This is a genomic window from Dietzia sp. Alg238-R159 (assembly GCF_900537145.1).
GTDB lineage: Bacteria > Actinomycetota > Actinomycetes > Mycobacteriales > Mycobacteriaceae > Dietzia > Dietzia kunjamensis.
Genome location: NZ_UNRI01000002.1, coordinates 229,610 through 243,352 on the forward strand (window position 1 = coordinate 229,610; position 13,743 = coordinate 243,352).

Annotated in this window: 13 protein-coding genes; 1 reads left to right on the top strand and 12 read right to left on the bottom strand. The window is 71.1% G+C overall.

The window, feature by feature from the left end; all coding sequences use genetic code 11:
• Positions 1-67: 67 nt before the first annotated feature.
• The 7 genes from nusB to G6R20_RS05860 form a co-directional block, all read right to left on the bottom strand.
• Entirely contained in the window at positions 68-646 is a 579-nt protein-coding gene (gene nusB / locus G6R20_RS05830; protein ID WP_069389334.1) for a transcription antitermination factor NusB, read from the bottom strand.
• Between the two features lie 2 nt (positions 647-648).
• Entirely contained in the window at positions 649-1,212 is a 564-nt protein-coding gene (efp, locus tag G6R20_RS05835; RefSeq protein WP_067717936.1) for an elongation factor P, read from the bottom strand.
• Positions 1,213-1,287: 75 nt separating this feature from the next.
• Complete coding sequence (locus tag G6R20_RS05840) at positions 1,288-2,388, bottom strand: aminopeptidase P family protein (RefSeq protein WP_163375807.1); 1,101 nt, start codon at positions 2,386-2,388, stop codon at positions 1,288-1,290.
• Positions 2,385-3,512, bottom strand: a complete 1,128-nt coding sequence (gene aroB, locus G6R20_RS05845) for a 3-dehydroquinate synthase (protein WP_163376073.1) — start codon at positions 3,510-3,512, stop codon at positions 2,385-2,387. The genes G6R20_RS05840 and aroB overlap by 4 nt, the downstream gene beginning before the upstream one ends.
• A 47-nt stretch (positions 3,513-3,559) precedes the next feature.
• Positions 3,560-4,108 (bottom strand): shikimate kinase, encoded by a 549-nt coding sequence (locus G6R20_RS05850; protein WP_163375808.1) that lies wholly within the window; start codon positions 4,106-4,108, stop codon positions 3,560-3,562.
• The gene (gene aroC / locus G6R20_RS05855) at positions 4,105-5,319 is read right to left on the bottom strand and encodes a chorismate synthase (protein ID WP_163375809.1); all 1,215 of its coding nucleotides are present in this window, start codon (positions 5,317-5,319) and stop codon (positions 4,105-4,107) included. Before aroC ends, G6R20_RS05850 begins: the two co-directional genes overlap by 4 nt.
• 26 nt (positions 5,320-5,345) lie before the next feature.
• Entirely contained in the window at positions 5,346-6,419 is a 1,074-nt protein-coding gene (locus G6R20_RS05860) for an AraC family transcriptional regulator (RefSeq protein WP_163375810.1), read from the bottom strand.
• A 70-nt stretch (positions 6,420-6,489) separates the two neighbouring features.
• Here G6R20_RS05860 and G6R20_RS05865 point away from each other — a divergent pair, with 70 nt between their 5' ends.
• Positions 6,490-8,001, top strand: coding sequence for an NAD(P)/FAD-dependent oxidoreductase (locus G6R20_RS05865; RefSeq protein ID WP_163375811.1), 1,512 nt, complete (start codon positions 6,490-6,492; stop codon positions 7,999-8,001).
• A 62-nt stretch (positions 8,002-8,063) separates the two neighbouring features.
• Here G6R20_RS05865 and G6R20_RS05870 read toward each other — a convergent pair whose 3' ends face one another.
• The 5 genes from G6R20_RS05870 to G6R20_RS18460 form a co-directional block, all read right to left on the bottom strand.
• On the bottom strand, positions 8,064-8,903 hold the full coding sequence (locus G6R20_RS05870; protein ID WP_096905419.1) for a shikimate dehydrogenase: 840 nt from the start codon (positions 8,901-8,903) through the stop codon (positions 8,064-8,066).
• Positions 8,893-10,065: an endolytic transglycosylase MltG gene (locus tag G6R20_RS05875; RefSeq protein ID WP_120283340.1), complete on the bottom strand. Its 1,173-nt coding sequence runs from the start codon at positions 10,063-10,065 to the stop codon at positions 8,893-8,895. Before G6R20_RS05875 ends, G6R20_RS05870 begins: the two co-directional genes overlap by 11 nt.
• A 93-nt stretch (positions 10,066-10,158) precedes the next feature.
• Positions 10,159-10,662 (bottom strand): Holliday junction resolvase RuvX, encoded by a 504-nt coding sequence (ruvX, locus tag G6R20_RS05880; protein WP_163375812.1) that lies wholly within the window; start codon positions 10,660-10,662, stop codon positions 10,159-10,161.
• Positions 10,659-13,319 (bottom strand): alanine--tRNA ligase, encoded by a 2,661-nt coding sequence (alaS, locus tag G6R20_RS05885; protein ID WP_163375813.1) that lies wholly within the window; start codon positions 13,317-13,319, stop codon positions 10,659-10,661. The genes ruvX and alaS overlap by 4 nt, the downstream gene beginning before the upstream one ends.
• 203 nt (positions 13,320-13,522) lie before the next feature.
• Positions 13,523-13,669 carry a hypothetical protein gene (locus tag G6R20_RS18460; RefSeq protein ID WP_167457804.1) on the bottom strand — a complete coding sequence of 49 codons (147 nt, stop codon included), beginning with the start codon at positions 13,667-13,669 and terminating at the stop codon, positions 13,523-13,525.
• Between the last annotated feature and the right edge of the window lie 74 nt (positions 13,670-13,743).

Here is a 13,743-nt window from a genome sequence, read left to right on the forward strand (position 1 = left end):
ATCACCACCTCCTTGTCCGCCTCGCTGGACGGCTCGTTAAAGGGATAGCTTTCGGTCCCGAACTCTATCAGTCCCCGGTGTCCGTTCCGGGATCGGTGGACGTGGCCTCCGACACGTCTCCGGGCTCGTCGCCGGCGGCCTCGGAGGCAGCGTCGGCGGGCGGGGTGTCCAGGCCCGCCACGGCCCGCTCGGCGGCCCTGATGTGCTGGGCCAGGCCGGCCACGCGGTCGAGGACCGCGTTGACGTACGGAACCGACTTCTCCGCGGACAGGTCGGACACCAGAAGGACCGCCTGGTCGATCACGACGGCGGCGTCCACCTCGTCCGAGCCGAAGAGCAGTTCCCACGCACCGGCGCGCAGGACCGCGCGGTCGACGGCGGGCAGCCGCTCCAGCGTCCACTCCCTCAGGTGCTCGGTGATGGTGGAGTCGAGGCGGTCGAGCCGCTCGGCGACGCCGGTGACGATCTCCATCGTGTAGGGCGCGACGTCGTGGAACTCCTGGGAGTCCTCGCCCATCTGCCGACGCTCCTCGGCGAGCGCCACCACGTCCGCGTCACGTAGCTCCGCCTCGAACAGCAGCGAGACCGCGCGCCTACGCGCCCGGTAACGTGATCCGCGACGGCGGTGGTCGACGTCTTCCGACATGATCAGTCGTTCACCCGGCTGAGGTAGCGGCCGTCACGGGTGTCGATGCGCAGCTTGTCGCCGGTGTTGATGAACAGCGGCACCTGGACCTCGGCACCCGTCTCGAGGGTCGCCGGCTTGGTGCCACCGGTCGAACGGTCGCCCTGCAGGCCCGGGTCGGTGTGCTGGACCAGCAGGTCGACGGCGACCGGCATCTCGGCGAACAGCGGGACACCCTCGTGGATGGAGACCTGGACCGAGGTGTTCTCGAGCAGGAAGCGGGCACCGTCACCCATCACCGTCGGCGTGACGTTGATCTGCTCGAAGTCCTTCTCGTCCATGAGGACGTAGTCCTCGCCGTCGCGGTAGAGGAAGGTCATGTCGCGCCGGTCGACGGTCGCGGTCTCCACCTTCACGCCGGCACTGAACGTCTTGTCGATGGTCTTGCCGCTGACCACGTTCTTCATCTTGGTCCGCACGAACGCGGGGCCCTTGCCGGGCTTGACGTGCTGGAACTCGGTGATCTGCCAGAGTTGGCCCTCCTCCTTGAGGACGAGGCCGTTCTTGAAATCGGCGGTGGACGCCATAGTCGGTACTCCTTCGGGAAGTCGTCCGCGCCGCAGCCGGGGGCGGCGTCGCGCGCATGATCGTGGGTCGGATCCTCAGAGCACCCTGAGGTCCTTCGACGTGGTGGTCAGGGACCGTCCGCCACCGCCGGTGACGGCCACGGTGTCCTCGATTCGGATCCCGCCGAGGCCCGGGAGGTAGATCCCCGGCTCGATGGTGATCACATCGCCGTCGGACAGTGTACTCGTGGACCGGGTCGACACCGCGGGCGCTTCGTGCACGTCCAACCCCACCCCGTGCCCCAGCGAGTGGCCGAAGTGGTCGCCGAACCCGGCGTCGGTGATGATGTCGCGGCTGACGGCGTCGAGCTCGGCGCACGGGACGCCGGCGCGGACGGCCTCGACCCCCGCGATCTGAGCTCGGCGGACGACCTCGTAGGCCTCCACCAGACGGTCCGGGGCGGTCCCCAACGCGACCGTGCGGGTGCAGTCGGACGCGTACCCCGAGACCGTGGCTCCGAAGTCCACCACCACCAGGTCGCCCTCGGCCAGGACCCGGTCCCCGGGAACGTGGTGCGGGTGCGCTCCGTTGGGTCCGGAGGCCACGATCGTCTCGAACGCCACGCCGTCCGAACCGGCCCGCCGCATCGCGTGCTCCAGGTCCGCCGCGACCTCTCGTTCGGTCCGACCGGCCGCCACCAGATCGCTGCCCAGCACGTGGGTCCACGCCTCGTCGACCACCGTGCACGCCCTGGCGATGAGGGCGAGCTCGTGGGGATCCTTGGCGCGGCGCACCGTCTCCACCAACCCGCTGGTCTCCACTATCCGGGCGTCCGCTCCCCCGGTCGCCGCGAGCGCACGGCGCAGTCCGGCGGCCGCGGACAGGGTCAGTTGATCGGCCTCGACGGCGAGCGGGGCGTCGGCGGGTCCGCGACGACGACCGAGGACGCCGGCGACGTACTCGCGCGAGATCACGTGGCCCACGTCCGGGGCCTGCTCGACGACCTGGAGTTCGTAGCGGGAATCCGTGCAGAGGACCGCCTCGCCGTCGTCCTCCACCAGGACGGCCCCACCCGACCCGGAGAACCCGGTCAGGTAGGCGATGTTCCGTGGATCGGTCACCAACAGGGCGTCGGCACCGACGTCGGCGAGGGCGGCGGCGACGGCGCGGCGACGTGGGGCGAGACGCTCGATCACAGCAGGATCCCCCCGCCGCTGGGCTTGCGGCCCTCCGAGATGGTGGCGTACGCCGCCGTCATCAGCGACGGGTCCGGGGCCTCCATGCGCGACGGGCGGGCCAGTCCGTCCAGCACGACCAGGCGCAGGAAACCCGAGTGGTTCTTCTTGTCGCCGGCCATCAGCTCGAGCAACCGCGGGAAGGCGTCCTCGTCGTACCCGGTGGGCAGGCCGAGAGAGGCCAGGACGGAGGCGTGACGCTCTGCCGTCGCGTCGTCCAGTCGGCCCGCCAGCCTGGCGAGCTCGGCGACGAAGCACATCCCGACGCTGATCGCCGCGCCGTGACGCCACCGGTACTGCTCGCGACGCTCCACGGCGTGGCCGAGGGTGTGGCCGTAGTTGAGGATCTCCCGCAGGCCGGACTCCTTGAGGTCCTGGCCGACCACGTCGGCCTTGACCTGCACGCTGCGGCGGATGAGCTCGACGATCGTCTCGCCGCCCGGATCGAGCGCCGCCGCGGGATCCGCCTCGATGAGGTCGAGGATCTCCGGGTCGGCGATGAAACCGCACTTGACCACCTCGGCCATTCCGGAGACCAACTCGTTGTGCGGGACGGTCTCGAGCGTCGCGGTGTCGATGAACACGGCGGCGGGCTCGTGGAAGCTGCCCACGAGGTTCTTCCCGGCGTCGGTGTTGATGCCGGTCTTGCCACCGACCGCGGCGTCGACCATCGCCAGCAGGGTGGTGGGGATGTGCACGACCCGGACGCCACGCATCCAGGTGGCGGCGACGAAGCCGGCGAGGTCGGTGGCCGCGCCCCCGCCGAGGCTCACGACGGTGTCCTTGCGGTTCAACCCGATCTGGCCCAGGACGTCCCAGCAGTACCCGGCGACGGCGAGGTCCTTGCCGGCCTCCGCGTCCGGGATCTCGATCCGGTGGGCGTCGATGCCGGCGTCGGCGAGCTTCTCGCGGAGCGCCTCGGCGGTCTGGGCCAGCGGCGGTTGGTAGAAGATCGCCACGGTTCGCGAGGACGAACACGCCTCGAGGATCTCCGGGAGCAGGCCCCGGCCGATGACCACGGGGTACGGGTCCGCGGCGCGCACCTCCACGACGACGGGCTCGGTGGTGTTCTCGTCCTGGTTCATCTGCTGCTCCCGCTCATCGCTCGTGTCGCTACGCGTCTGGTCGTCACTCATCTCCGAACGCCGCCCCGCAGGTGCGGGTCGCCGGAGTCGAGCCTGTCGACGATGTCCGTCACCACCTTGCCCGAACTGCGCCGCTCGGTGCTCACGGTGGTCCAGGCGACCTCCCGGTACAGCGGCGAGCGTTCGGTCAGCAGTGCCTGGTACCGGGCTGTGACGTCGCCCCCGGCCAGGAGCGGGCGACCCGGACCCTGGGATCGGCGCACCCCCTCCGCCACCCCGATCGTGAGGTGGACGACCCGGTGGCCTCGCAGGCGTCGCCGGGTCACCGCCGACAGGACCGCCCCGCCCCCCAGGGACAGGACCCCGTCGAACGATGTGAGCGCGTCACCGATGATCCGCTCCTCGATCTCGCGGAAGTGCGGCTCGCCGTCGGAGGCGAAGATCTCGGGGATGGACCGGCCCTCGGCCTCTTCGATGAGGTGGTCGGCGTCGCGGAACGGCACGTCGAGCCGCCGGGCGAGTTTGCGGCCGATGGTCGTCTTGCCGGCACCGGGTGGCCCCACGAGCACGGCGACCGGCCGTGCCGGCTCGCTCATGCCTCGTCCGTCGCCCAGTCCAGCCGCTCGGCGACCGCGTCGAGGTATCCCCCGACGTTCCGGCGGGTCTCCGCCAGCGAGTCGCCACCGAACTTCTGCAGGACCGCGCGGGCCAGCACGAGGGCGACCATCGACTCCGCGACGACGCCCGCCGCCGGAACCGCACACACGTCCGAGCGCTGGTGGATGGCGGTGGCCGCGGATCCGTCCTCCATGTCCACCGTGCTCAGCGCACGGGGCACCGTGGAGATGGGCTTCATCGCGGCCCGTACCCGGAGGGGCTGACCGTTGGTCATGCCGCCCTCGAGGCCCCCGGCCCGGTTGCTACGACGCTCGATGCCGTCGTCCCCGCGGACCATCTCGTCGTGGGCGACGCTGCCACGGCGGCGCGCGGTCTCGAAGCCGTCCCCGACCTCGACGCCCTTGATGGCCTGGATGCCCATGAGGGCGCCGGCGAGCTGTGCGTCGAGACGATCGTCGCCGGACACGTGGGAGCCGAGACCGATCGGGAGGCCGTGGACGACCACCTCGACCACGCCACCGAGGGTGTCCCCGGCCTTCTTCGCGGCCTCGATCTCGGCGATCATCGACTCCGCGGCGGCGGCATCGAAGGCCCGCACAGGGCTGGCGTCGATGTCCTCGAGGTCCGCGTACCCGGGTTCGGGACCGACGTACGGCTCGGACGCGCCGATGGAGATGACGTGCGAGAGGACCTCGACGCCGAGGACGTCCCGCAGCACCGCACGGGCGACCGTCCCGGCCGCGACCCGGGCGGCTGTCTCCCGGGCGCTCGCGCGCTCGAGGACCATCCGGGCGTCGTCGAAGTCGTACTTGAGCATCCCGGAGAAGTCGGCGTGACCGGGCCGCGGGCGGGTCAGGCGGGCGGCGCGGGCCTTGTCGTCGATCGCCTCCGGGTCGACGGGGTCCGCCGACATGATCTGCTCCCACTTGGGCCACTCGGTGTTGCCGACCTCGATCGCCACCGGCGATCCCATGGTCCGGCCGTGGCGGACGCCGCCGAGGACCCGGACGGCGTCCGCCTCGAACTTCATCCGCGCCCCGCGGCCGTAGCCCAGGCGACGGCGGGCGAGTTGCGAGGCGATCTCGTCGCTCGTCACCTCGACCCCGGCGATCACGCCCTCGACGATCGTCACCAGGGCCTGGCCGTGCGATTCTCCGGCAGTGGTCCACTTCAGCACGTCGCCGATCATCCCACGTCGGGGTACGGCCCGGCACATCAGGCCCGGGTCGTCGCGGACCGCCGCGCCCGCGAGGCGACGACGGCCCGGTGCGGGGTGTCACCGGTGAGACGCCGGAACGCGTGAATGAAGCTCGAGGCCTCGGCATACCCCAGACGCAACGCGACGTCCTCCACCGACAGCAGACCGGTCGCCAGCATCCGCCTGGCCAGTTCCAGCCGGACATCGTCGAGAAGGCGCTGGAACGATGTGCCCTCGTCCGACAGATGCCTGCGCAGGGTCCGGGGACTGACCCCCAGGCCGGCGGCCACCGAGGACATGGAGGCCCCCTGCGTGAGACGACCGGTGATCTCGACGCGGACCCGGCTGCTCACCGGCCCCCGGGTCCGACGGGTGGCGGCCAGGTCGCGGCACATGGCCTCGGCCACCGTCACCGCCGCGGGGCTCCCCTGCGGGAGCGGTTCGTCGAGGCGGGCGGCGTCGAAGACCATCGTGACGCCGGTGCCGTCGTCGGACTCCGACGGCGCCAGGCCGAGCCGTGCCCCGTATGCGGTCAGGGTGCCGGATGACCGCCCCCCACCGAAGGTGATCCCGGTGAACGGGACACCTCCGGGGACGAGCTCGCCGAGGACGGAGTGGATCGCGAACAGGTCGCGGTCCACGAGGAACTCGCGGACGTCGTCCGGCAGCGCGGTGTCCTCCAGACGCACGACGATCCTGTCCCCCGTCGACTCCACACCGATCGTGCTGAAGATGTAGCTCAAGTCGATGAAGCGGAGCGTCACGGCGATCACGTCGCGGAGCGTCGGGCTCGACAGCAGGGCGTATCCGAAGATCCCGAAGGTGGTCAACCGGTAGGTGGAGCCCACCTCGGCGGCGAGGGCGGGCCGGGCGCCCGCGGCGGCGCGGAGGTTGCGGATCGCGGTCAGTTCCTGGTCCGGCGTCACGAGTAGATCGGGGGTGGCGAGGTCGACCGGGGAGAGCGCGATCCCCTGTAGGACCCGGCCGGCCTCCACGCCGAGCCGCTCCCCGGCCTCGACGAGCACGCCGATCCCGATGGCCGAGCGGGGGAAGTCCCAGTGTGGGACCGCGGGGTCGTCCCAGGTGGTCATGTCCGGAATTATGGATTATTCGTCCGTGAATGTCTGCGGCCACGCGGGGCCGGGGCACTACCGTCACGACATGACCTCCTCCTCCCCCGGGACCCGGCGTCGACGACCGCGCGTGATCATCATCGGAGCCGGATTCGGTGGCCTCGGCGCCGCCTACGAGCTCACCCGTGACGGCCTGGCCGAGGTGACGATCCTGGAGAAGGCCGACGACGTCGGAGGGGTGTGGCGGGACAACACCTACCCCGGAGCGGCCTGCGACGTCCCGTCGAACCTCTACTCGTACTCCTTCCACCGCAGGACGGACTGGGGCCGTCGCTACGCCGAGCAACCCGACATCCTGTCCTACATCCGGGAGACCGCCGACAGGTACGGCCTGCGCGAGCTCGTGCGCACCGGCATCGAGGTGACCTCCGCGGAGTTCGACGACGACAGCGCCACGTGGACGGTACACACCGCCTCCGGCGAATCGTTCGAGGCCGAGGTGCTCGTGCCCGCGGTGGGTCAGCTGTCCCGTCCGGCCTACCCGAACATCCCCGGCCTGGAGACGTTCGCCGGCCCGTCGTTCCACTCCGCCGAGTGGCGGCACGACGTCGATCTGACCGGTAAGCGGGTCGCGGTCCTCGGCACCGGGGCCTCGGCCATCCAGTTCGTCCCCCGCATCCGCGAGGTGGCCGCGCACGTGACCGTCTACCAACGCTCCGCGCCGTGGGTGGTGCCCAAACCGGACCGCGCCTACACGGACGCCCACCGGGCGGCGTTCGCCCGTGTCCCCGGCCTGATGACCGCGATGCGCGGCACGATCTGGGAGACGACGGAGCTCATCGGCCTGGCACTGACCTCCGCGCGGCCGCTTGCCAGGATCCTCAGCGGGCTCGCCCGCGCCAACCTGCGGCTCACCGTCCGCGACCCCCGGCTGCGCGAGGCCCTCACCCCGACGGAACCGATCGGGTGCAAGCGGATGCTGTTCAGCAACCAGTGGTACCCCGCACTCGCGCAGCCGAACGTCGACGTGGTGACCGACACCGTCTCCGAGGTCGTCCCCGAGGGGATCGTCACCGCGGACGGACGGGTGCGCCCCGTCGATGTCGTGGTGTACGGCACGGGTTTCCAGGCCACCGACTTCCTGGCGCCGATGACCGTGCGTGGCCGCAGCGGTCGGGACCTGCACGAGCAGTGGCGAGAGGGTGCGCGCGCGTATCTCGGGATGGCAGTGCCGGGCTTCCCCAACATGTTCGTGATCTACGGACCCAACACCAATCTCGGGAGCAGCTCGATCATCCTCATGATCGAACAGCAGGCCAGGTACATCCGCCAGGTGGTCGAGGACCTGGCTCGGGCGGATCGGACGGTGGCCGTGGACGTCCGTCGCGAAGTGCACGAGGCCTACGACGACGAGATGATGCGCCGCCTCGGTGCGTCGGTGTGGAGCGGCTGCGACTCCTGGTACAAGGCGGACTCAGGCCGGATCACGACGAACTGGCCGGGGCTCGTGCACGAATACCAGCGTCGCACCCGGACCGCGGACCCGGCCGACTTCGAGACGATCGCCCCCCGTCGCGCCACGGAGCCCTCGGGCATCTGACCGATCATCCGGCCGTGCGGCTCCGGCACGGTGGCCGTCCCCGCGTCCCCGTGTCCGCGCGGTCAGCGACCGAGCGCCTGCGACAGCGCGGCGGCCATCTCCCCGCGCGGCGCCGGGTGCCCGGTGAACAGCTCCACCTGACCGAAGGCCTGGTGGAGCAACATCACGTCGCCACCGACCACGGGGATGCCCGCGGCCTGGGCTGCTGCGCCGGCCGCGGTGGGCCAGGGGTCGTAGAGGACGTCGAACACCCGTCGGGCGCCGGCGACCAGGTCGGTGAGCTCCCGCACGCCGGGTTCGGGGACGGTGTTGATCAGAACATCGGCCCGCGTGATCTCCCCGATCAGTTCCGGGTCGGTGAGGCCCATGGTGCGGACCCCGAGCCCGAGGGCCCGTCCGCAGTCGGCCGCCGGCCCGGCGTTGTCGCGCCTGGAGGCCAGGACCACCTGCGTGGCGCCGGCCTCGGCGAGCCCGGCGAGAACCGGTCTGGCGGTTCCCCCCACGCCCAGGACGACTGCCGTCGGATGGTCCGGGAGGTCCCCGAAGGCGGCGAGCGCCCCGGTCACACCGTCGACGTCCGTGCAGTCGGCGAACCAGCCGCCCGCCCGCCGGACGAGTGTGTTGGCGCTGCCGACGATGCGGGCGCGTTCACTCACCTCGTCGGCGTGGGCGAGGGCGGCGAACTTGCCGGGCATCGTGACCGAGTAACCGATGCGGTCGGCGGGCGACGAGTCGACCACAGACGGCAGTCGTTCGGCGTCGCAGTCGATGCGCTCGTAGGTCCAGTCGTCGAGGCCGAGCGCCCGGTACGCGGCACCGTGCAGGACCGGGGACAGCGAGTGGTCCACCGGGTGCCCCAGGACGGCCGCCGAGCGCGGTGCGCCCGTGGGATCAGCGACCACTGGCGAGGACCCCGTTGGCGATGGCCTCGCTCTGATAGCGCTCGTGCTCCGGGTATTCGTCCGCGAATCTGGTGGTGCCCTCCATGTCGACCGTGACGAAGTACTTCCACTGCCCGTCGGCAGGGTTCTCCATCGCGCGCAGTGCGTCGAGACCCGGTGAACCGATCGGCCCGTAGGGCAGTCCGTCCATCGCGTAGGTGTTCCACGGGGTCACCTCGGCCCGGTCGGCGTCGGTGGTGGCGATCTCCTGGTCGGCGAGAGCGTAGTTGACCGTGGAGTCGAACTGGAGACGCATGGGCTCGGCGAGGCGGTTGAGGATGACCCGCGCGACCTTGTCGAAGTCCTGGAGCTTGCCCTCCTTCTCCACCAGCGACGCGGCGGTGACCACCTCGTAGGGGGTGAGACCGATACGGTCGGCGGCCGGGACGAGTCCGGTCTCGTCGTAGGAGGCGGTCGAGGCGTCGATGAGCTGACGCAGGATCTCGACGGGCTCGTACTGCGGGTTGATGTTGTGGACCCCCGGGGCGATCAACCCCTCGAGGCGACGGACCGGGTCCGGGGCGCCCCGTACCTCGTTGATGGCCCACTCGGGGACCGCGAGTTCCGCCGGGTCGGCCTGCACGGCCGCGTCGACGATCTCCTGGGGCTGCCGACACATCGGGGCGGCCTCGGGCTCGTCCAGATCGCGGAGGCACGTGGCGTCGGCGATCAGGGTGTAGATGCCCTTCTCCCTGCCGCCGCCCACCACGACCGTGTCGAGCAGCCGGCCGCCCGGTTTGACCTCGATGAACCCGACGCGGTTCTGCGGGTCCGCCAGTGCGTCCACGGCGGCGGCCGCGCTCATCTCCTGCCGGACCTGGTAGTAGCCGGGCTGGATGCCCTCCACGGTCGTTCCCGCCGCCGCTCCGGTGAAGGCGCGGGTACTGGCCACGGTGCCGATGTCGTAGAGGCGGTCCCCGACGACCCCCAGGGTGTCCCCCGGTTCCACGTGCAGCAGCGCGTTCCCGCTGCCCTGTCCGTCGAAGTCCGGCGCCGCCGCGACCTCGGTGTTCTGGTTGCGGTAGACCATCACGCCGAAGGCGAGGACCACCCCGATCACGGCCGCCAGGAGGATGAACCTCGTAGTGGCTCCTGTACGCGAGCGTCCTCGTGCCGCAGACATCGTGCTCCTCGGTCATGGTGTCAGGGGAGCTGTCACGCGGACAGCATCGTGCTCGTCGGCCAGTTTATCCAGGCGGGCAGGCCGAGGGGCCGCTCATCGGCGGGCGTGCCGCGAGTCGATCCAGGCCTGGAGCAGGACCACGGCGGCCGCCTGGTCGATCACGTCGCGCTGTTTCCGCGTGTTGCGGCCGGCGCCGTGCAGTGCCGAACTCGCGGTCACCGTCGTCAGCCTCTCGTCGACGAGGTCCACCGGCAGGTCCGGCGCCCCGACCGTCAGGGCGGTGGCGAACGAGCGGGCCATCGCGGTGGACGCGGTCTCCCGGCCCTTGAGCGAGGTGGGCAGCCCGACCACCACTCCCACGGCGTCGTACTCCTCGACGAGCTCGGCGAGACGCCGGAGCTCGCCGGCCCACCCGGGGTCGCCGTCGGTGACCTTGATGGTCTCGACGGGGGTGGCGAGGATCCCGTCGGGGTCACAGGAGGCCACACCGATGCGGGCGGTGCCCACGTCCAGTCCGAGCCGACGGCCGCGGGTCCATCCGCCGCCGGACGTGGCGGGCGCGGCCGGGTCGGCCGGTGCGCCCGGGGCGTCGGTCATCCGGCGTCCCGGACGGCGTCGCGCAGCGCCGACACCGCGGTGTCGATCCCGGCCGGGTCGGATCCGGCACCCTGCGCCATGTCCGGTTTGCCGCCGCCGCGGGCACCGAGCGCGGGCGCGATGGCCTTGACGAGATCGCCGGCCTTGAGTCCGCGATCCTGCGCGGCGGGGCTGACGGCGATGACGAACGGGACCTTGTCCTGCGCCGGGGCGGTGAGGAACACGACCCCGGCGTCCGAGCCGAGCCGTCCCTTGAGATCGGAGGCGAGGGTGCGCAGGTCTCCCGCGGCGCCGCCGGGGGTGCTGTGCGCCAGGAACCGGATGCCACCGAGGTCCTCGGCCGAGTTCAGCAGGTCGCCGGCCTGGGCCGCGAGCTGGGAGGCCCGCAGGGATTCGAGCGCCTTCTCGGCCTCACGCAGTTTCGCGGTGAGGGCGGCCACGCGGTCGGGCAGCTCGTCGGTGGGCGCCTTGAGCGAGGCGGCCAGCCCGGACACGAGCGCCCGCTCGCGGGCCTGGTGGCGGTAGGCGTCCATGCCCACATAGGCCTCGACACGCCGGATCCCGGAGCCGACGGACGCCTCCCCCAGCAGGCTGACGGGCCCGATCTGCGCGGAGCTGGACACGTGGGTCCCACCGCACAGTTCCATGGAGAAGGGGCCACCGATCTCCACCACGCGGACCCGGGAGCCGTAGTTCTCGCCGAACAGGGCCATGGCGCCCATGCGCTTGGCCTCCTCGAGGGTGGTCTCCACGGTGTTGACCCCGTAGTCGGCGTCGACGGCGGTGTTGGTGACCTCCTCGACCTGCGCCAGGACGTCCGAGGGGATCGAGCCGGACCAGTTGAAGTCGAACCGCATGTAGCCGGGCTTGTTGAGCGAGCCGGCCTGGACGGCCTCCGGGCCGAGGATCTGCCGCAGTGCGGCGTGGACGAGGTGGGTGGCGGAGTGCCCCTGGGTGGCGCCCTTGCGCCACTCGGGGTCGACGGCGGAGGTGACGAGCTGACCGGCCTCGGCCTCGCCGCCGGTGAGGACGCCCTTGTGCACCCAGAGCTTCTTGCCGATCTTCTGGACGTCGTCGACCCGCATCTGGAAGCCGGCCGTGGAGATCATGCCGCGGTCGCCCAGCTGTCCGCCGGACTCGGCGTAGAACGGGGTGCGGTCGAGCAGGAACTCCACCGCGTCCCCCTCGCGGGCGACGTGGACGGCCTCGCCGCCGGAGACGATGCCCAGCAGCCGCGACTCGTCGGTCAGGCCGGTGAAGCCGGTGAAGACGGTCTCGCCGGCGTCGAGAAAGTCACGGTAGACGGACAGGTCGGCGTGGGCGTGCTTCTTGGCCCGGGAGTCGGCCTTGGCGCGGGCGCGCTGCTCGGACATGAGCGAGCGGAAGCCCTCCTCGTCCACCCGCAGCCCGGCCTCGGACGCCATCTCGAGGGTGAGGTCGATCGGGAAACCGTGCGTGTCGTGCAGAGCGAACGCCTGGCGGCCGGTGAGCACCGCGGCGCCCGACGACCGGGCGTCGGAGGCGGCGCGCTCGAACAGCTGCGTCCCGGACTCGAGGGTCTTGAGGAACGCGACCTCCTCGGCCACCGCGATCCGCTCGATCCGGTCGTACCCGGAGACGGTCTCGGGGAAGGACGGCCCGATCGCGTCGCGGACGGTGGCCATGAACTCGGCCATCGTCTCGCCGGTCGCCCCGAGCAGTCGCACGGAGCGGACGATGCGACGCAGTAGACGGCGCAGGATGTACCCGCGGCCCTCGTTGCCGGGCGTCACGCCGTCGGAGATGAGCATGTAGGCGGTGCGGGCATGGTCGGCGACGACGCGGAACCGCACGTCGGCGGCGCCGTCCGCACCGTACTTCGCGCCGGACAGTCGCTCGGCGGTCTCGATGACCGGGCGCAGCAGGTCCGTCTCGTAGACGTTCTCCACGCCCTGGAGCAGGAACGCGACGCGCTCGATGCCCATGCCGGTGTCGATGTTCTGCTTGGGCAGCGGGCCGAGGATCTCGAAGGCGTCCTTGCCGGTGCCCTCCCCTCGCTCGTTCTGCATGAACACGAGGTTCCAGATCTCGATGTAGCGGTCCTCGTCGGCCTCGGGCCCGCCGTCCACCCCGTAGGCGGGCCCACGGTCGTAGAAGATCTCCGAGCACGGTCCGCACGGGCCGGGCACGCCCATGGACCAGTAGTTGTCCGCCATACCGCGGCGTTGGATGCGCTCCTCGGGCACCCCGATCACGTCCCGCCAGATGCCGTGGGCCTCGTCGTCGTCGAGGTACACGGTGACCCACAGCAGCGCGGGGTCGATCCCGAACCCGTCCTCCTCGACCGGGGTGGTCAGCAGCGACCACGCGTGCCGGATGGCGCCTTCCTTGAAGTAGTCGCCGAAGGAGAAGTTCCCGGCCATCTGGAAGAAGGTGTTATGGCGGGTGGTGATGCCCACCTCCTCGATGTCGAGGGTGCGCACGCACTTCTGGATGGAGGTCGCGGTGGCGTACGGCGGGGTCTCCTGGCCGAGGAAGTAGGGCTTGAACGGCACCATCCCGGCGTTGACGAACAGCAGGTTGGGATCGTCCAACACCAGAGACGCACTGGGGACCTCGGCGTGGCCGGCCCTGACGAAGTGCTCGAGGAAGCGGCGCCGGATCTCATGGGTCTGCACTGGGGGCCTCACTGGTCGTCTACTGGTGGTCTCGGGCGAGGTCCCAGCCTACCGCCGCGCCCGGGCGGGACCGGGAACGAGGTGGGCCGGGACGACCTGACGACGACGACGAGGTGGGCGGCCGCGTGAACGCCTGCGGGCGCCCACCCGGCCGAACCGGCGGATGGGCGCCCGGTGCAGGGCGGGCCCTGCCTGATGGGAGGTCAGCGCGGCATCGGGGGCAGGACGATGCCGAAGTTGGCGGCGGTGATGAACGCCTCCCGGGGCAGGAGCCCCATGCTGTGTGCCCCCGTGCCCCAGACCCCGATCGAGGTCGCGACACTGACGAGCGTGGACAGGAGATAGGCCATGGTTTCCTCCAGGGTGAGCGGCGTGATTAAAGTGCCTGGTCAAGCACTTATTAACGATACTCACATATTTCTCA

What these genes read in the sequence shown, in the direction of transcription:
- ruvX (WP_163375812.1), bottom strand. Translation starts at nt 10,662, where the DNA reads ATGACCGACGCCCCGGGCGCACCGGCCGACCCGGCCGCGCCCGCCACG.
- aroC (WP_163375809.1), bottom strand. Translation starts at nt 5,319, where the DNA reads ATGATCGGCGACGTGCTGAAGTGGACCACTGCCGGAGAATCGCACGGC.
- nusB (WP_069389334.1), bottom strand. Translation starts at nt 646, where the DNA reads ATGTCGGAAGACGTCGACCACCGCCGTCGCGGATCACGTTACCGGGCG.
- G6R20_RS18460 (WP_167457804.1), bottom strand. Translation starts at nt 13,669, where the DNA reads ATGGCCTATCTCCTGTCCACGCTCGTCAGTGTCGCGACCTCGATCGGG.
- G6R20_RS05875 (WP_120283340.1), bottom strand. Translation starts at nt 10,065, where the DNA reads ATGTCTGCGGCACGAGGACGCTCGCGTACAGGAGCCACTACGAGGTTC.
- G6R20_RS05850 (WP_163375808.1), bottom strand. Translation starts at nt 4,108, where the DNA reads ATGAGCGAGCCGGCACGGCCGGTCGCCGTGCTCGTGGGGCCACCCGGT.
- efp (WP_067717936.1), bottom strand. Translation starts at nt 1,212, where the DNA reads ATGGCGTCCACCGCCGATTTCAAGAACGGCCTCGTCCTCAAGGAGGAG.
- G6R20_RS05865 (WP_163375811.1), top strand. Translation starts at nt 6,490, where the DNA reads ATGACCTCCTCCTCCCCCGGGACCCGGCGTCGACGACCGCGCGTGATC.
- aroB (WP_163376073.1), bottom strand. Translation starts at nt 3,512, where the DNA reads ATGAACCAGGACGAGAACACCACCGAGCCCGTCGTCGTGGAGGTGCGC.
- G6R20_RS05860 (WP_163375810.1), bottom strand. Translation starts at nt 6,419, where the DNA reads ATGACCACCTGGGACGACCCCGCGGTCCCACACTGGGACTTCCCCCGC.